At 75.5% G+C, this 17266-nt stretch carries 15 protein-coding genes; 10 read left to right on the top strand and 5 right to left on the bottom strand.

Translation table 11 applies throughout. The features are described 5' to 3' along the window. Nucleotides 1-16: 16 nt before the first annotated feature. Nucleotides 17-1045 carry a ketoacyl-ACP synthase III family protein gene (locus tag C8E97_RS18820; RefSeq protein ID WP_121006900.1) on the top strand — a complete coding sequence of 343 codons (1029 nt, stop codon included), beginning with the start codon at nt 17-19 and terminating at the stop codon, nt 1043-1045. A gap of 66 nt (nt 1046-1111) precedes the next feature. On the opposite strand, the gene C8E97_RS18815 is transcribed toward C8E97_RS18820, so the two are convergent. The 5 genes from C8E97_RS18815 to C8E97_RS18795 all read right to left on the bottom strand — a co-directional run bounded on the left by C8E97_RS18815 (nt 1112) and on the right by C8E97_RS18795 (nt 6241). Next, a complete protein-coding gene (locus tag C8E97_RS18815) occupies nt 1112-2905 on the bottom strand; it encodes an AfsR/SARP family transcriptional regulator (RefSeq protein ID WP_121006899.1) in 1794 nt (597 codons plus the stop codon). 36 nt (nt 2906-2941) lie between these two features. Next, nucleotides 2942-3412, bottom strand: a complete 471-nt coding sequence (locus C8E97_RS18810; protein WP_121006898.1) for a BlaI/MecI/CopY family transcriptional regulator — start codon at nt 3410-3412, stop codon at nt 2942-2944. Nucleotides 3413-3603: 191 nt separating this feature from the next. After that, nucleotides 3604-4263: an isochorismatase family protein gene (locus tag C8E97_RS18805; protein WP_121006897.1), complete on the bottom strand. Its 660-nt coding sequence runs from the start codon at nt 4261-4263 to the stop codon at nt 3604-3606. A gap of 13 nt (nt 4264-4276) precedes the next feature. Next, entirely contained in the window at nt 4277-5065 is a 789-nt protein-coding gene (locus C8E97_RS18800) for a 2,3-dihydro-2,3-dihydroxybenzoate dehydrogenase (protein WP_121006896.1), read from the bottom strand. Nucleotides 5066-5074: 9 nt separating this feature from the next. Then, nucleotides 5075-6241 (bottom strand): 3-deoxy-7-phosphoheptulonate synthase, encoded by a 1167-nt coding sequence (locus C8E97_RS18795; RefSeq protein WP_246018991.1) that lies wholly within the window; start codon nt 6239-6241, stop codon nt 5075-5077. A 304-nt stretch (nt 6242-6545) separates the two neighbouring features. On the opposite strand from C8E97_RS18795, the gene C8E97_RS36540 reads away from it, so the two are divergent. The 9 genes from C8E97_RS36540 to C8E97_RS18750 all read left to right on the top strand — a co-directional run bounded on the left by C8E97_RS36540 (nt 6546) and on the right by C8E97_RS18750 (nt 17152). Continuing rightward, entirely contained in the window at nt 6546-8600 is a 2055-nt protein-coding gene (locus C8E97_RS36540; protein ID WP_211347070.1) for an anthranilate synthase family protein, read from the top strand. A gap of 218 nt (nt 8601-8818) precedes the next feature. Next, nucleotides 8819-10000 (top strand): 3-hydroxybenzoate 6-monooxygenase, encoded by a 1182-nt coding sequence (locus tag C8E97_RS18785; protein WP_121011857.1) that lies wholly within the window; start codon nt 8819-8821, stop codon nt 9998-10000. A gap of 190 nt (nt 10001-10190) precedes the next feature. After that, a complete protein-coding gene (locus tag C8E97_RS18780; RefSeq protein WP_121006894.1) occupies nt 10191-11684 on the top strand; it encodes an amidohydrolase family protein in 1494 nt (497 codons plus the stop codon). Nucleotides 11685-11909: 225 nt separating this feature from the next. After that, nucleotides 11910-12491 (top strand): TetR/AcrR family transcriptional regulator, encoded by a 582-nt coding sequence (locus tag C8E97_RS18775; RefSeq protein ID WP_121006893.1) that lies wholly within the window; start codon nt 11910-11912, stop codon nt 12489-12491. A gap of 242 nt (nt 12492-12733) precedes the next feature. Beyond that, nucleotides 12734-14269 carry a PucR family transcriptional regulator gene (locus C8E97_RS18770; protein WP_121006892.1) on the top strand — a complete coding sequence of 512 codons (1536 nt, stop codon included), beginning with the start codon at nt 12734-12736 and terminating at the stop codon, nt 14267-14269. Nucleotides 14270-14574: 305 nt separating this feature from the next. Beyond that, nucleotides 14575-14766 carry a hypothetical protein gene (locus C8E97_RS18765; protein ID WP_121006891.1) on the top strand — a complete coding sequence of 64 codons (192 nt, stop codon included), beginning with the start codon at nt 14575-14577 and terminating at the stop codon, nt 14764-14766. A 124-nt stretch (nt 14767-14890) separates the two neighbouring features. Beyond that, nucleotides 14891-16150 (top strand): NAD(P)/FAD-dependent oxidoreductase, encoded by a 1260-nt coding sequence (locus tag C8E97_RS18760; protein ID WP_121011854.1) that lies wholly within the window; start codon nt 14891-14893, stop codon nt 16148-16150. A 10-nt stretch (nt 16151-16160) separates the two neighbouring features. Next, the gene (locus C8E97_RS18755) at nt 16161-16349 is read left to right on the top strand and encodes a hypothetical protein (RefSeq protein ID WP_121006890.1); all 189 of its coding nucleotides are present in this window, start codon (nt 16161-16163) and stop codon (nt 16347-16349) included. A gap of 314 nt (nt 16350-16663) precedes the next feature. After that, complete coding sequence (locus C8E97_RS18750) at nt 16664-17152, top strand: GreA/GreB family elongation factor (RefSeq protein WP_121006889.1); 489 nt, start codon at nt 16664-16666, stop codon at nt 17150-17152. Nucleotides 17153-17266 lie beyond the last annotated feature (114 nt).

The raw sequence follows: 17266 nt of genomic DNA, 5'->3' as shown, positions 1-17266 counted from the left end.
AGACGAGGGACACCACATGCGCTACGAGGATCTCCACATCGCCGGCCTCGGGTGGTTCCACCCCAAGACGGTGTCGGTGGACGAGGCGGTGGCCGACGGCCGCTGCGAACCGGCCGCCGCGCAACGCACCCGGACCAGGTCCGTCGCCATCGCCGGCCCCGAGGACACGCAGCCGGAGATGGCGGTGCGGGCGGGCAAGCAGGCGCTCGCGCGGTCCGGGCACCGACCGGAGGACGTCGACCTGCTCCTGCACGCCGTGGCCAACTACAACGGGCTCGACGGCTGGAACGCCGCGTCCTTCGTGCAGCACCGCGTCCTGGGCCGCGGCGGCGTGTCCTACGAGGTGCGGCAGCTGTCCAACGGCGGCGTCGCGTCCGTCCAGCTGGCCGCGGCCTGGCTCGGGCCCGGCCGGGCGGCCGTGATCACCGCCGGCGACAAGTTCACCGAGCCCGCGTGGAACCGGTGGCGGTCGAGCGCGGGGCTGCTGTTCGCCGACGGCGCTTCCGCGGTCGTGCTGTCCCGGCGCGAGGGGTTCGCGCGGGTGCTGTCGGCGGTCACCGTGTCCGATCCCGAGCTGGAGGGGCTGCAACGCGGCAACCAGCCCTTCCACGAGTACCCCGACCCGGCCCAGTACCCGGTGGAGCTGGAGGCGCGCACCCTGGAGTTCTCCGACGTGATGCCGCTGGAGGAGAGCGGGCCGCGCCGGGCGCTCGGGATGCGCCGGGCCGCGAACCGGGCGCTGGCCGAGGCCGACACCGACCTCGACGACATCAGGTGGTTCGTCGCGCCGCACTTCGGGCTGGACCTGATGCGCCGGCAGTGCCTGACGCCGCTGGGCATCGAGCTGGAGCGCACCACGTGGGAGTGGGGCAGCCAGGTCGGCCACACCGGGGCCGCCGACCAGTTCGCGGGCCTGAGCCACCTGGTCGAGACGGGCGCGGTCGAGCCCGGCGACCGGGTCGTGGTGATCGGCGCGGGCGGCGGCTTCAACTGGACGACGGTCGTCGTGGAGATCACGCACGTGCCGGACTGGTCGGAACGGTGAGGCGGGGTGCCGCGCGACCCGCCACGGGTCGCGCGGCACCTCCGCGTCGTCCGGAGGGCCGGGGTGTCACCCCACGAGGTGGGGGCGTGCGGTGTCGTCGACGTCCACCGCGTGCAGCCGCACCAGGTCGGGGAACCGGAACCACGCCGTGCCGGAGGGCTGCACGCCGACGATGCGCAGCAGGTGCGCGTCCACGAGGCTCTCCGCCAGCGCCTCGACCTCGGCCTCCGGCGCGGCCAGCACGCGCGCGGTGGCGGCGAGGTCGAACCGGTCGCCGCCGAACGCCGCGCACAGCACCGGCAGCGCGCGGCCGTCGGACGGGCCGAGCCGGCCGCACGCCGACGCCAGCCGGTCCCGCAGGTCCAGCGCGCCGGTGCGCAGCTCCGCCAGCCGCCGCGACTCGTCGGCCAGCCGGTCGGCGAACTTCCGCAGCGGCCACACCGGGCGGGACAGCAGCTTCTCGGCGGCGATGCGCACGGCCACCGGCAGCGCGTCGCACAACCCGACCACGCGGCGCGCCTGGTCGTGCTCGGCGGCGACCCTCGCCGGGCCGAGCACGGCCGACAGCAGGGCCACGCCGTCGTCGGTGCGCAGCGGCCCCAGCTCGACGGTCGAGCCGACCGGCAGCCCGCGCAGCCGGACCCGCGAGGTCAGCACGGCGGCGCAGCCCGGCCCGGCGGGCAGCAGCGGCAGCACCTGCTCGACCGAGGCCGCGTCGTCCAGCACCACCAGCAGGCCGCGGTCGGCCACGAGGCTGCGGAACAGCCGGGTCCGGTCGACCGCGTCGGCGGGCTGCCGCGCCTCCGGGACGCCCAGGGCCAGCAGGAACGACCGCAGCACGTGCGCGGGGTCCACCGGCCGGTCCAGCCCGTCGTGCAGCGCGGCCACCAGCTGGCCGTCCGGGAAGGCTTCCCGGACCCGGTGCCCCAGCCGGACCGCGAACGCCGTCTTGCCGACGCCCGCCTGCCCGATCACCGCCACCAGCGGTACCGCCCGGCGCGGCTCGCCCACCCGCAGCGCGGTCACCGCCGCGTCCAGCGCGTCGCGGCGACCGACGAAGTCGCCGATGTCGAACGGCAGTTGCGCGGGCACGACCCGGTCCCGCGCGGTGGACGTGCCCGCCGGGTCGTCCGCCAGCAGCGCGCGGTGCAGCGCCTGGAGCCGTGCCGACGGCTCCAGGCCCAGCTCGGCCACCAGCAGGCGGCGCAGGCGGCCGTAGGCGTCCAGGGCCTCGCCGCGCCGCCCGCAGCGGTGGGCGGCGGTCATGAACTGGGCGGTGAACCCCTCGTGCGTGGGGTGCTCGGCGAGCAGCGCGCCCAGCTCCGGCAGCAGCACCCGGTCCTCGCCCGCGGCGAGGTCGGCGTCGATCCGCTGTTCCAGCACCACCAGCCGGCGGTCGGTCAGCTGCACCTTCCTGGCCTCCAGGACCGGTCCCAGCGGCAAGCCGTCCAGCGGCGTGCCCGACCACAGGCCCAGCGCCTCGGACAGCAGCCGGGCCGCGCCCTCCGCGTCGCCGTCGCGCAGCGCCCGCTGGCCCCGCGCGGCCAGGTCCTCGAACCGCCACAGGTCGAGCAGGCCGTCGGCCAGGCGGATCAGGTAGCCGCGCGGGTGGGTCTCCAGCAGCACGCCCGCGTCGCCGCCCAGCGCCCGCCGCAGTTGGTAGACGTAGGTCTGCACGGTCTGCCGGACGCGCTTGGACGGCTCGCCGCCCCACAGCTCGTCGACGATCGTGGCCGTGGACACCACGCGGTTGGCGTTGAGCAGCAGCAGCGCGAGCAGCCGCTGCGGCATCATCGCGCTGGGCACCCGCCGGGCGTCGGCGGCGCGCACCGCGAGCGGCCCCAGGACGCAGAACTGCACGGCTTCCCCCCACGTGCGTCGATCAACCCGAACGGATCACCCGGCGACCCACCGCGTCCAGTCGTCGCCGTCCTCGTCGCCCGCCACCGGCTGCGGCGGGCCGAAGTACACGTCGGTCCACAGCCGGGGCCGCCCGGTCGGGCCGCGGCGCTCGGCGACGTCCGGCCGCCGGGCGGCCGACGCGTGCGCCTGCTCGCGCAGCGCCGGGTCCGCCGCCAGCAACCGGAGGAACGACGCCAGCGCCGCGTCGCCGTGCTCGGCGACCACCCGCCGGACGGCGAGTTCGGCCTCGCTGTCCGCCGTGGCGCGGTAGACGTGGCGGCCGTCGTCGTCGTGGCGGACGGCCGCGTCCTTGTCGGTGAGCCTCCGCAGCACCGTCATGACCGTCGTGTACGCCAGCGGGCTCCCGCGTCGCGCGTTGACCCGTTCCAGCACCTCGCGCACCGGCAGCGGTCGGACCGCCGACCGCAGGATGTCCAACACCTCGCGTTCCAGGCTCGCGCGCATTCGCCCTCCCCCTCGCTTGAGCCAAGCGCAGTGGCCGTGGGGCGAAGATACCGAACGGGGGTGTGGTGCGTACTTCGAATGACGCAGTACCCCGGCTGATCCTCCACTCGGAGTGATCCCATCGGGGTCGCGACGACCCGTTCGCCCGATCGCGTGCCGACCGGGCCGCCACGCTCCGCAACACCGAGCGTTCACGGGACCGCGTCCGCCGCGCGCACCGCCAGGTCCTCCAGGACGGCGGCGGTCGTGGGCGTGACCGCGCACAGCCGCGCCGCCTGGGACAGCGCCAGGCGGTGGTGCTCGGCGGAGAAGTCCGCCACGGCGTCGGCCACCACGAAGGTCTCGATGTCGTGGCTGTAGGCGTCCACCGCCGTGGTGAGCACGCCGACGTGGGCGAACACCCCGCACAGGACGAGCTGGTCGCGCCCGTGCCGGCGCAGGTGCGCCAGCAGGTCGGACCGGTGGAACGCGCTGTAGCGCCACTTGGTGAACACGCGGTCGCCCGCGGCCGGCTCCAGCCCGGCCACCACGGTCCGCTGCTCGGGCGCGATGGTCATGCCGGGGCCCCAGAAGTCCTTCAGCAGCCCGCGCTGCCGCTCGGTCATCCCGCCGGGCTGAGCGGTGTAGGCGATCGGGACGCCCAACGCGCGGCACCGGTCGCGCAGCAGCGCGATGTTGCGCACCAGGTCGACCGCGGGCGACCGGTCCGCCTGGAACGGCGCGAGGAAGTACCGCTGCATGTCGTGGATCAGCAGCGCCGCCCGGCGCGGGCGCACCACCCACGGCGGCACGGCGGCGGGCAGCTCGTCCGGCCCCGGCATCGGGTACGGCTCGATCGGTGGAATGGCCACGGCGATCCCCCTCCTACGCGCCGAGCGCGGCGCCGCCGTCGACGACCAGCTCCTGCATGGTGATGTGGTTCGCGTGGTCCGACAGGAGGAACAGCACCGCGTCGGCCACATCGGACGGTCGCGCGACCTTGCCCAGCGGTATGCCGACGCGGAAGGCCGCCGGGTCGCCCGCGATGGCCGCCGCCTCGGCCTCCGCCCGGCCGTTGAGCGCGGCCAGCATCGCCGTGTCGGTGGAGCCGGGTGAGACGACGTTGCAGCGGATCGAGTGCTCGGCCAGCTCCAGCGCGAGCGCCTTGGTGAACGCGATCGAGGCGGCTTTGGACGGTCCGTAGGCGGCCATGCGGGCCCGCGGCACCGATCCCGCGTTCGACGCGACCGTCACGATCGCGCCGCCCCGCCCGGCGGCGACCATCCGGCGCGCGACGGCCCGCGAGGCGTGGAACACGCCGGTGGTGTTGACCGCGAAGGTCGCCGCCCAGTCCTCGTCGCTCAGGTCGAGCGCGCCGCCCGTGCGCAGGATGCCCGCCACGTTGACCAGGAAGTCGATCGGGCCGACCTCGGCGTCGACCCGGTCGACCGCGGCGGCGACCTCCGCCGCCGAGGTGACGTCGGCCTTGACCACCTCGACCCGGCCGGGCGTCGACCGCAGCCGTCCCGCCAGCGCCTCCAGCCCGCCGCCGTCGACGTCGACCGCCGCGACGACCGCGCCGTGCCCGGCCAGCGCCGACGTGACCGCCGACCCGATGCCGCCGGTCGCGCCGGTGACCACCGCGACCCTGCCGCGGATGCCTGCCAGTTCCATCACCGCTCCTCAAGTGGGGTTCATCTGCCGTGCGCCGGTCCAGGCCGCGACCGCGGACAGGGCCTGCTTCGGGTTCAGCCGGGGGTCGCAGCACGACCGGTAGGCGGCCGTGCCGGGCACGCCGACCAAATGCAGGTCGGCCGCGTCCGCGACGCACTCCGCGACCGGCGCGGGCGTGGTCTCCAGGTGCAGGCCGCCCGCGTGCGCGCCCTCGCCCTCGACGGCCTCGCGGAAGCGCCGGACCTCCTGCCGCACCGCGGTGAGCAGCCGCGTCTTCTGGCCGCCGGGCGCGGTCGTGGTGTTGGCGTGCATCGGGTCGCACAGCCACACGACGGGGTGCCCGGCGTCGCGGACCGCCGCGACCAGCGGCGGCAGCAGGTCCGCGACGCGGTCCGCGCCGAGCCGGGTGATCAGCGTGAGCCTGCCCGGCTCGCGGTCGGGGTCGAGCACCGCGCACAGTTCGAGCAGCTGCTCGACCGGGGTCGTCGGGCCGACCTTGCACGCGACCGGGTTGTCCAGGGCGGCCATCAGGCGCACGTGCGCGCCGTCGGGCTGCCGGGTCCGGTCGCCGATCCACGGCCAGTGCGTCGACGTCAGCACCGTGTGGCCGTCGGGCGTGCGGCGCACCAGCGGCAGCTCGTAGTCCAGCAGCAGCGCCTCGTGGCTCGTCCACACCGGCACGTCCGCGGTGCGCAGGTGGGCCGTGGCCGCGGCGGCGGCGCGGTAGCAGCGGAGCAGCCGCAGCGGGTCGGGCCTGCGCGCCACCGGGTCGGGTCGCGGGCTGTTGACCAGGTGGCCCCGGAAGACCGGCAGCCGGAGCCCGTCGTGCACCTCGGTCGGCTGGGAGCGCGGCTTGGCGAACTGCCCGGCGATCCGGCCCACCCGCAGCACGGGCAGGCCCGTCCCGGCGTGCAGCGCGCCGGCCAGCGCGTCCAGCAGGCCGACCTTGTCGTCGAGGGCCGCGGGCACGCACTCGTCGGGGTCCTCGGCGCAGTCGCCCGCCTGGACGACCCGCGCCCGCCCGAGGGCCACCTCGGCGAGCAGCGCCTTCAGCGCGCGCACCTCGTCCCAACCGACGAGGCCGGGCGCCTGGCCCAGCTTCCGCCGCATCCGCGCGAGCTGCCGGCCGCCCCACTCGGGCTGCTGCGCGGCGGGCAGCGATCGCCACTGGCGCACTTCGTCCTCGGTGACGCCCCGCCAATGGCGTTCGCGTCCGTTCCGGTCCGGCTCGACGAGCACGACATGCCCTCCGCTCGGTCACCGCTCATTCATCCAGCAGCCCACAACATATCCGGGGTGAAATCGGATTCCGACTACCAGGTCGGGTAGTGGGGAATGTCGGGGTTGCTACGGGTTCGTAGTAGGTCCCGCCAGAATGGGTAGTGTCGCTCGGCGCGACCTGCGGAATAGCGTGGGACACCAGGCGCGCCGGACCATTCTCGCCGGTGCCGACGTCCCAGTGCCGCGCGGAGGGGAACCAATGGATTCGCTCGACTTCGAACGGCTGTCCCGCGCGGCCGGGTTCGCGTTGCTCCACAGGCCAACCGTCGCGGGCGACGACATGGGTGCCGTCGCGGGCGACGACATGGGCACCGTCGCGGGCGACGCGGTGGACGTGCTGGTCGGCGACCCGCTCACGGTCGCGCGGTTGGCCGACCTGCCGCTGCCCACCGGGGTGCCCGAGCACGGCGAGCCGGTGCACGACCTGCTCGTCGTCGTCCCGTACCGGCAGGTCGCGGAGCGCGGTTTCGCGCACCAGGACGACGGCGCGCCGCTGCTCGCGCTGGCGGTGACCGGCCAGGCGCGGGTGCCGCTCGCCGCGGTGCTCGACGTGCTGCCGGACGAACCCGTCGAAATCCGGGGCGGCGCATTCGACGTCGACGACGACAACTACGCGGCCATCGTGGAGAAGGTGCTCGCCGAGGAGATCGGCGGTGGCGCGGGCGCGAATTTCGTGATCAAAAGGTCGTTCGTCGCCGAGTTGGTCGACCACGGGCCGCGCTCGGCGTTGAGCGTGTACCGCCGCCTGCTTTCCGGGGAAACCGGGGCGTATTGGACGTTCCTCGTGCGCGTCGGGGATCGCACGTTCATCGGCGCGACGCCGGAGCGCCACGTGTCCTGCCGGGCGGGCGCGGTCGTGATGAACCCGATCAGCGGCACCTACCGCTACCCGGCCGCCGGACCGTCGCTGCCGGGCCTGCTGGAGTTCCTCGCCGACCGCAAGGAGACCGAGGAGCTGTACATGGTCGTGGACGAGGAGCTGAAGATGATGGCCCGCGTGTGCGACGGCGACGTGCGCGTGCGCGGTCCGCGCCTGAAGGAGATGGCGCGGCTCGCGCACACCGAGTACCTGATCGAGGGGCGCACCTCGCGCGGTGTCACCGACGTGCTGCGGGAGACGATGTTCGCGCCCACCGTCACCGGCAGCCCGCTGGAGAACGCGTTCCGGGTCGTCCACCGGTACGAGCCGCGCGGCCGGGGCTACTACAGCGGCGTCGTCGCGCTCATCGGTCGGGACGGCCGCGGCGAGCCGACGCTGGACTCCGCCATCACGATCCGCACCGCCGTGGTCGACGCGTGCGGCCGGCTCGACCTCGGGGTGGGCGCTACCCTGGTCCGCCACTCCGACCCGCGCTCGGAGGTCGCGGAGACCGCGGCGAAGGCGGCCGGGTTGCTGTCCGCGATCCGGGGCACGAAACCCGCGCCCGCGCCGGAACCCGGACCCGCACCGGCATCCGCACCCGCATCGGCGTCGGCACCCGCGTCGGCACCGGCACCGGCACCGGCACCGGCACCGGCACCGGCACCGACGAGCGTGCGCCCGGAGCGCTACGCCGACCACCCGGACGTGCGGGCGGCGCTGGCGCGGCGCAACGCACCGCTGGGCGCGTTCTGGTTCGCCCCGGAGCGCCCGCCGGACGCGCCGGTCGCCGCGCTGCGCGGGCGTCGGGTCCTCGTGGTCGACGCCGAGGACGCGTTCACCGCGATGCTCGCGCTGCAACTGCGCTCCCTCGGCCCGGCCATCACGGTCCGCCGGTTCGACGAGCCGCTGCGCCCGGAGGAGTTCGACGCGGTGCTCGTCGGACCCGGACCGGGCGACCCGCGCGCGCACGACGTGCCGAGGATCGCCGCCCTGCGCGCGGTCACCCGCCGGCTGCTGGCCGAGCGCAGGCCCTTCCTGTCGGTGTGCCTGGGCCACCAGGTCCTCAGCGGCCTGCTCGGGTTCGCGTTGGTGCGCAAGGAACGGCCGGACCAGGGCGTGCAGCGCGAGATCGACCTGTTCGGGAGACCCGCGACCGTCGGCTTCTACAACACCTTCGCGGCGCGGTCCGCCGGCGACCGCGTCGTGTGCCCCGGTGTGCCGGGCGCGGTCCGCGTCAGCCGGGACCCCGCCACCGGGGAGGTCCACGCCTTGCGGGGACCGTGGTTCGCGTCGGTGCAGTTCCACGCCGAGTCGGTGCTCACCCGCCGCGGTCCGGAGATCCTGGGCGAGATGCTCGCGGCCGTGCTGTGCGACGCCCGTGTGGCGGGCTGACACGGCGTGCCGGTTCGGCCAGGCTTGGCGTGGCGGGGACGTCCCCGTGGCGGGTCGACCGCCGCGCGGTCGGCATCCGGGGCCGGGCACGGGTGCGGTGCCGCGTCCCGGAACGGCACCGGGTGCCGGCGTGGACCGACCACATCGGACTCCCCGCGTCGCGGGACCACCGACGCCCGCGGCGGGATCGCCACGAGAAGGGAACGGCGGACGCCCTCATGTCCTCAGTGCTGATCGCAGGTGGCGGGATCGGCGGCATCGCGACCGCCCTGGCGGTGGCCCGGTCCGGCCACCACGTCGTCGTGCTGGAGCGCGAACCCCGGTTCACCGAACTGGGCGCGGGCATCCAACTGGGCCCCAACGCCTTCCGCGCGCTGGACCGGCTCGGTGTCGCGGACGCGGTGCGCGCCGGCGCGGTGTTCGTGGACGGGTTGAACCTGATGGACGGCGTCACGGGCGCGGGGATCGCCCGCCTCCCGCTGACCGGGGAGTTCCGCGAGCGCTACGGCCAGCCGTACGCCGTCGTGCACCGCGTGGACCTCTACACCGCATTGCTGGACGCCTGCCGCGAGCACGACACCATCGAGCTGCGCACCGATTCCCGCGTCGAGCGTTACGCGCACGTCGGCGACGAGGTGGTGGTCGACCTCGCCGGCGGCGCGACCGTGCGCGGTGACGCGCTGGTCGGTGCCGACGGCCTCCGCTCCGCGGTGCGGGCGCAACTGCTCGACGACGGCGAGCCGGTGCTGTCCGGTCACACCATCTACCGCTCGGTGATCCCGATCGAGTCGCTGCCGGCGGACCTGCGGTGGCACTCGGTCACGCTGTGGGCCGCGCCCCTGCGCCACGTCGTGCACTACCCGATCGCCGGCGGGCGGTCCCTCAACCTGGCGGCGACCGTCGACGACCGCGCGGTCGACGTGGTCGTCGGGCGTCCCGCGGACCGAGACCTCGTCCTCGACACGTTCGCGTCGCTGGCGGCCGTGCCGCGCCGCTTCCTGGAGCACGGCCGGGACTGGCGCTCCTGGGTGCTGTGCGACCGGGACCCGGTGCGCCGCTGGACCGACGGCCGGGTCGTCCTGCTCGGTGACGCCGCGCACCCGATGCTCCAGTACGCCGCGCAGGGCGCGTGCGCCGCCCTGGAGGACGCGGTGTGCCTGGGCGAGCTGCTGGCGCCGGCCGAACCGGATTTCGCGCGCGCCTTCGAGCGGTTCACCGACCTGCGCGCCGAGCGCACCGCGTGGGTGCAGCGGCTCTCCCGCGCGCTGGGCCGGGACGTCTACCACGTGGCGGGCGCGGTGGCCGAGCGGCGCAACGCCGCGCTCGCGACCCGGACCGACGCGAACCTGCTGGAGCTGGTCGACCACCTCTACCTGGAACCGGCGGCGTCGACGCGGTGAGCACCCCGACGGCCACCGACGCGACGGCCCCCGCGCGGGCCCGACGCGACGGCCCCGGTGCGACGGCCACCGGCGCGCCGCCCGCGGCTTGCCACGGCCACCGGCGCGCAGGCCGGCGGCGCGGCAGCCGGCGCGACATGCCGCGACAGCGCGGACAGCGATCGGTCGAGATCCCCGGAGGACGAACGACATGAGCAACCCCGATGGTGTGAACAGCGGTCCCGACGGGCACGCGACCCTGATCCGCGGCGGTGTCGTCCACACCGCCGACGACGGTGAACGCGTCTACCCGGTGGGCTCGGTGCTGGTGGTGGGCGACCGCGTGGCGGCGGTCGGCGACGTGGCGCGCGTGGACGCGGCGGCGGCGGAGCTGTCCGTCGACGTGCGCACCGTCGACGCGGACGGGATGATGGTGCTGCCCGGTTTCGTCAACGGGCACTGGCACGACATGTTCGCCGGGCGGGTGGTGCTCCGCGCCGCGTCGCGCCCACCGTCCGACCGGGACGACCAGCCGGGCTTCTTCTCCCACGGCGGCGACCTGCCGCAGGTGACGGCGGCGTTCGACGCCTTCCACGACCTGATCGCCGGCCTCGCCGCGGACGAGGCGTCGGCGATCGCGCGCTACTCGCTGTGGACGCAGCTGCGGTCGGGCACGACCACGGTGGGGGACACCGGATCGCTGAACCGGCCGGACGCGCTGGTCGACGCCGCGCGCTCGCTGGGCATCCGGTTGTCGGTCAGCACGTGGGCGTCCGACGCGGTGTGCCTGCCGGGCGAGCACCGCCACCGGCGCACCCGCGACACCGACCGGCTCCTGGCGGAGCTGGCGGACCTGCTGCGCACCGCGCCGGGCGGCACCGTGCGGGTGCGGCCGTCGGCGCTGTACGTGCCCGCGATGTCCGACGAGCTGGGGCGCGGCCTCGCCGACCTGGTGTCCCGCCACGACACCCGGTTCGCCACCCACGTCGCGGCCCTGCGCAACGAGTCCGAGGCGGTGCGGGCCTGCTACGGCACGACCCCGGTGCGCAGGCTGGCCGACCTGGGGCTGCTGACGGACCGGCTGACGGCGGTGCACTGCGCCTTCGTCGACGACGAGGAGCGCGAGCTGCTGGTCGCGTCGGGCGCCCACATCAGCCACTCACCGGCGAAGTACGGCCCGAGCGGCGAGTCGACGTTGAGCGAGACCGCCGTGCTCACCGACCTGGTGGCGCGGGGCGTGGGCGTGTCGCTGTCCACCGACGGCGGGGTGTTCCCGCTGGGGAGCATGGCCGAGGCGATGCGCGCCGCCTGGCAGGCGCACAACGAGATCGCCGCCGACAACACGCGGGTGTTGCCCAGCACGGCGTTGGCGATGGCGACCCGCACGGCGGCGCGCGGTCTCGGGTGGGACGACGAGGTGGGTTCGCTGGAGGTGGGCAAGCAGGCGGACCTGGTCCTGGTGCGCACCACGGACTGGCGCTACCTGCTCAACCCCCGGCCGCTGGAGGCGTTCCTGACGCTCGGCGGTTCGCTCGACGTCGACACCGTCATGGTCGCCGGTCGGGTGCTGGTGCGCGCCGGGCACGCCACGGAGGTGGACGAGGACGAGCTGGAACGCGAGTACCTGCGGGCGTTGCGATCGTACTCGGCACGGCACCCGCACGTCTCCGACGAGGTGCTGAGCCGCGTCTTCCGGACGCCCTGAGGCGACGCGGGAACCGCGGCCCCGGCGCGGGAGCCCCGGACGCGACGCCAGGGACCCCGACCGGTGCCAGGAATCCCGACCGGTGCCAGGAATCCCGACCGGTGCCAGGAAGCCCGACCGGTGGCGGAACCCCGACGCGACGCCGGAAATCCCGAGGTGCCGCGGGCACCGGGCAACGCCGGCTTCGCGCGACGACCCGTCACGGCGTCGTGCGACCATGACGCCATGAGTCGTGAGGGACGGCGGCGGGCGGATGCCGAGCGGAACATCGAAGCGATCCTCGACGCCGCGCTGGAGTGCTTCAGCGACCAGCCGGACGTCAGCATGACGTCCATCGCGCAGGCGGCCGGTGTGAGCAGGGTCACGCTCTACAGCCATTTCGTGTCGAGGGAGGAACTGCTCGCGCGGGTCCTCGACCGCGCGGTGACCAGCGCGGCGGAGGTGCTCGACGCCGAACGGCTGGACGAGGGCTCCGCCGCCGAGGCGCTGTCCAGGCTCATCAGGTCGGCCTGGCGCATCCTGGCCGGCTACCGCAACCTCATGGCCGCCGCCGCCGCGGTGCTCTCGCCGCGGCAGGTGCGCAACTACCACAGGACCGTGCTGCAGCAGGTGGAACGGCTCATCGCGCGCGGCCGGGACGAGGGCGCGTTCCGCACCGACCTCCCCCAGGGCTGGCTGGTCTCGGTGTTCCACAACCTGCTCCACGTGGCGGCGGACGAGGTCGGCGCGGGCAGGTTGCGCCGGCGCGACGCCGCCGCCGTGCTGGAGGCCACCGTGCTCGGCGTGCTGGCCGTCCCCGCCGGCTGACCGGGCAACCCTGACAGCGCTGTACGGCTCGGGTGCCGGCAGGGCGGCCGGGCAGGGCGGTCCGGGTCGGCGGCGGGCGGTGCGTCCCGGTCCGGCTTGCGGGACGTCCGCCACCGCCGGCCGGCACCCTGGACCGCCGAGGTGCCGTCCACAGTGGAGGGGCGCGGCGGGTCGTCCCGGCCGCGTGGGGTGGCGAGGTCGGCGGTTACGGTGGGTCGTCGGCCTTCGAACGGGGTTTGCTCATGGTCAGGTTGGACCGCCTGGTGAACGTGCTGGGTGGCTACGGTGTGCGGTTGGCGTGCTGCCCGGTGTCGCGGGCGGTCGAGCTGCGCAGCGTGGTGATGCACGAGGCCACCGCCGACCGGGCGGTGGGCGGCGACGTGTTCCTGGCCGTCGGCGCGGCATCGCTCGACCAGGCCGTGGACTGGGCGGTCGCCGCGCGGGCGTCCGTCGTGCTGGTGCACGGCGGGGTCGACGTGGAGCGGGCGGCCGTCGCGGCCGGCGAGGCGGCGGGCGTCGCGGTGATGGTGGTCGACCCCGCCGTGTCCTGGAGCCAGTTGGCCGGCGTCGTGTACGGGCTGGTGCTGGAGGGCCGCGAGACGGAGTCGGGCCGCGGGCCGACGGACCTGTTCGCGCTGGCGGACAGCCTGGCCGGGGCGGTCGGCGGCGCGGTGACCATCGAGGACCGGCTGTCGCGGGTGCTGGCGTACTCCAGTTCGCAGCACGGCGCGGACCCGGCCCGCCTGGAGACGATCCTGAGCAGGCAGGTGCCGGACCGGCTGCGCGAGCTGTTCGAGGACCGGGGCGTGTTCGGGTACCTGGCGGCCTACGACGAGCCGCTGTTCGTCGAGCAGGCCCCGGAGCTGGGGCTGACGGGCCGCATGGTCGTCGCGGTCCGCGCGGGCCGCGAGCTGCTGGGTTCGGTGTGGGTGACCTGCGGCGCGCCGCTGACCGGCGTGCGGTGCACCGCCCTGGCCGACGGCGCGCGCACGGTGGCGCTGCACCTGCTGCGCTCGCGGGCCAGCGCGGACCTGGAGCGCCAGGTCGAGTCGGACCTGGTGAGCCGGCTGCTGGAGGGCACCGCGGACGCCGCCACGGTGGTCAGCAGGCTCGGGCTGCCGCAGGGCCCGCTGCGGGTCATCGCCGTCCGCGCGCACATCGCCGCCGAGCGGCACGCCGCGCTGCTGCTCGCCTTCGACCGCGCCACCACCGGTTTCGGCTGGTCGCGACCGGGGCGCAGCACCCTGGCAGGCAACACGCTCTACACGATCCTGCCCGGTGAGCAGGTGGCGGGCGCGCGGGAGTGGGTGGCCCTGCTGCGGGCGGCGCTGCCCGCGCAGGTGACGGTGACGGCCGGCATCGGCGGGACGGCGTCCGCCGCCGACCTGCCCGCGAGCAGGCAGGAGGCCGACGAGTGCCTGGCCCTGCACGAGGCGCGCACACCGGAGGCCGTGCCGCCGGCGTACGACGAGTCGTGGGACGACATCCTGCTCCAGCGCCTGCGGGCCGCCGCCAGGGCCGGCCGCACCCCCGCGCGGGGCCCGGTGGCCGAGCTGCGCCGCCACGACACCCGGCACGGCACCCACCACGTGGCGACGCTGCGCGCGTGGCTGGAGGCCCAGGGCGACCTCGCCGTCGCGGGGGAGCGGCTCGGCGTGCACCCGAACACCATCCGGTACCGCCTGCGCCGGATGGCCGAGGTGACCGCGCTCGACCTGGACGACGCCCGGAAGCGGCTGGCGATGATCATCGACCTGGCGGCGGCCGGGGACGACTGACCGCGACCGGGACGACCGACCACGACCGACCACGACCGGGAGTGGAGCGCGTGGTCGTCGAGGGAACCGCCGGCGTCGCGCCAGTCCCGGCGGTGGCCCGGCCCGGTAACCGCGCCGCCCGCGCCCGGTGACGGTCCCGCTCGTGCCGGGCCTGATCGCCGCCCGCACCCGCACCCGGCCCGACCTCGTCGCCGAGCCGCGCGAGTGGGGCCTGGACGCGCGACACCCACGCCGCGCTGCGCGCGCCGGCCGACGCGTCCCTGATCACCCACGCCCCCGGCGGCCGGTACGCCAGGCACGACCTGGTGCGCGCCTACGCCGCCACCACCGCCCACGACCACCTGCCCGGAGGGGTGCGGCGGGCGGCGCTGGACCGGGTGGTCGACCACTGCCGGCACACCGCCGACGCCGCCGACCGGCTGATGAACCCCACCCCTCGGCACCCGCGATCCCTCGCGGCCCTGACCGGCCCGAACCCGACAACCGAGCCCCCATGAACTCACCCCTGTCGGATTCGGACAAGAGTTCCTCGCCAAGTTGTCGGCGACGGACAACGGTTCGGCGTGTCGGCCTGGCCATGCTGGCTGGCGTCAGGAGTTCCCATCGGGTGTGGAGGTGGTCATGGTCGGCGTCGGGCGCATCGACGGCGGACCGCGGTCGGCGGTCGTGGTCGGTGCGGGCATCGTGGGCCTGTCCACCGCGTGGTTCCTCCAGGAGCGCGGCGTCGAGGTGACCGTGATCGACCGCACCGGCGTGGCCGCCGGCGCGTCGTGGGGCAACGCCGGGTGGATCGCGCCGGGCCTCGCGATCCCGCTCAACGAGCCCTCCGTGCTGCGCTACGGCCTGCGGTCGCTGCTGAACCCCACCGCGCCCCTGCACATCCCGTTGGCGGTCGACCCCGGCCTGTGGGCGTTCCTCGCGCGGTTCGCCGCCAACTGCCGGTGGTCGTCCTGGACGCGGGCGGTCCGCGCCAACCTCCCGCTCAACGAGGAGTGCGTCGAGGCGTTCGACGTGCTCACCGCGAACGGCGTCGACGCGCCCACGATCGACGCGCCCATCACCGCCGCCTTCGAGACGCCGGCGCAGGCGCAGGGGTTGCTGCGCGAGCTGCGCCGCATGGCCGACGCCGGGCAGCCCGTCGACCACGCCGAGCTGCGCGGCGACCGGCTGCGCGAGCACGTGCCGCTCGCCTCGGCCGCGCTGACCACCGGGGTGCGCATCGACGGCCAGCGCCACATCGACCCCGGCGGCTTCGTCCAGGCGCTGGCCCGGTCGGTCGTCGCCCGCGGCGCGACGATCCGCCTGTTCGAGACCGTCGACATCGGCGCGGACGGCAAGGGCGTCACGGTGCGGCCCCGCACCGGCAAGGCGGTGTCGGCCGACGTCGCGGTCGTGGCGACCGGCGCCTGGCTGTCCCGGCTGGCGTCCCGCTGGGGCGTGCGCGTGCCGGTGCGCGCCGGGCGCGGCTACTCGTTCACCGTGCCCGTGGACCGACCGGTGCCCGGTCCGATCTACCTGCCCGACGTGCGGGTGGCGTGCACGCCGTACCAGGGCGCGCTGCGGGTGGCGGGCACGATGGAGTTCCGCGACCCGGACGCGCCCGGCGTCACGGCGCGGCTGGAGGCGATCATCGCCTCCGCCCGCCCGCTGCTCGACGGCGTGCGCTGGAAGGAGCGGCGGGACGTGTGGGTCGGCCCGCGCCCGGTCACGCCCGACGGGCGTCCGCTGATCGGCGCGGTGCGCGTGCCCGGCGTGTACGTCGCGGGCGGCCACGGCATGTGGGGACTCGCGCACGGCCCGGTCACCGGCCGGTTGCTCGCGGAGCAGATCACCACCGGCAAGCAACCCGACGCGTTGCGCGAGTTCGACCCGCTGCGCTGAGGGCGACCGCATGGACGGCACCACGCCCACCGGCCTCGACCCGCTCACGGGTGAGGAACGCGCGGAGCTGACCTGGCTGCGCGCGGAGAACACGCTGCTGCGCGTCCAACGCGACATCCTGACGCGCATCGCCACCGACTACGCCCGCGACGTCGACGCGATCCTGCGCCTGCGCACCACCGACCCGGCCGGCGGCTGACGCCTCCCCGCCGCCGGCCTGCCCCACCCCACCCGCCACCGGAGACGCCCCTCGCACCACCGCACCATCCACAGAGGACGAGGCGACCCGCCACCGTCCCCGATCGCCACCATCCCCGATCGCCACCATCCCCGATCGCGACCGTCCCCGATCGCGACCGATCCACGAGCCACCACCCAGCCCGCGGCGCCGGCGCCGATCAGCACCCGGCGCCACGGGCACCCTCGCCGTCAGGGCGGACCCGGTCTCCCCCCGGACCGCCCTGACGGCACCCCCTTCCACCCACCGACCCGAGACCAACCACGAGGGCCACCATGACCAGCACCCGACCCGGCAGCCGACGCGTCTGGCTGACACCGCAGGCCCACCAGCGGCTGCTGGCGGAACTGGCCGCCCTGACCGGGAACGCCGCGCCCAGCGCCCTCGACGGGACCGCCGCGCAGGACGACCGCGACCCGAGCAGGCGCAGGCAGCGGGAGGAGCGCATCCGCGAGATCCACGACCTGCTGACCAACGCGGTCGTCGGCGAGGACCCGCCCGACGACGGCATCGCCGAACCCGGCATGGTGCTCACCGTCCGCTACGACGACACCGACGACACCGAGACCTTCCTGCTGGGCACGCGCGCCGCCGAGCACGGCGACATCGAGGTCTACTCGCCCGACTCGCCGCTGGGCGCCGCGCTGACCGGCGCCCGCCGGGGCGAGCAGCGCACCTACGCCGTGCCCGACGGCAGCACCATCCGCGTGACGCTGCTGGACGCCGTCCCCTACGGACACCACCACCCCGCCGGTCCGGCCTGATCCTCCCGAAAACCACCCCCGTGACCGGCCGGTCGTGGTGCGATGGCGGTGACGACGTGGTGTCGTCGAGCGGTCCGCGATGCCCGGCGCGCGGCGCGGGTCGTGACAACCGTC

Source organism: Saccharothrix australiensis (genome assembly GCF_003634935.1).
In the GTDB taxonomy this organism is placed as follows: domain Bacteria; phylum Actinomycetota; class Actinomycetes; order Mycobacteriales; family Pseudonocardiaceae; genus Actinosynnema; species Actinosynnema australiense.
Note: the sequence above shows the minus strand (reverse complement) of the source record. Positions and strands in the feature narration are given on the sequence as shown.

Bases quoted from the DNA above. Each gene is read 5' to 3' on its own strand.
- C8E97_RS18820 (WP_121006900.1), top strand. From the start codon at position 17: ATGCGCTACGAGGATCTCCACATCGCCGGCCTCGGGTGGTTCCACCCC.
- C8E97_RS18810 (WP_121006898.1), bottom strand. From the start codon at position 3,412: ATGCGCGCGAGCCTGGAACGCGAGGTGTTGGACATCCTGCGGTCGGCG.
- C8E97_RS18800 (WP_121006896.1), bottom strand. From the start codon at position 5,065: ATGGAACTGGCAGGCATCCGCGGCAGGGTCGCGGTGGTCACCGGCGCG.
- C8E97_RS36540 (WP_211347070.1), top strand. From the start codon at position 6,546: ATGGATTCGCTCGACTTCGAACGGCTGTCCCGCGCGGCCGGGTTCGCG.
- C8E97_RS18785 (WP_121011857.1), top strand. From the start codon at position 8,819: ATGTCCTCAGTGCTGATCGCAGGTGGCGGGATCGGCGGCATCGCGACC.
- C8E97_RS18780 (WP_121006894.1), top strand. From the start codon at position 10,191: ATGAGCAACCCCGATGGTGTGAACAGCGGTCCCGACGGGCACGCGACC.
- C8E97_RS18775 (WP_121006893.1), top strand. From the start codon at position 11,910: ATGAGTCGTGAGGGACGGCGGCGGGCGGATGCCGAGCGGAACATCGAA.
- C8E97_RS18770 (WP_121006892.1), top strand. From the start codon at position 12,734: ATGGTCAGGTTGGACCGCCTGGTGAACGTGCTGGGTGGCTACGGTGTG.
- C8E97_RS18760 (WP_121011854.1), top strand. From the start codon at position 14,891: ATGGTCGGCGTCGGGCGCATCGACGGCGGACCGCGGTCGGCGGTCGTG.
- C8E97_RS18755 (WP_121006890.1), top strand. From the start codon at position 16,161: ATGGACGGCACCACGCCCACCGGCCTCGACCCGCTCACGGGTGAGGAA.
- C8E97_RS18750 (WP_121006889.1), top strand. From the start codon at position 16,664: ATGACCAGCACCCGACCCGGCAGCCGACGCGTCTGGCTGACACCGCAG.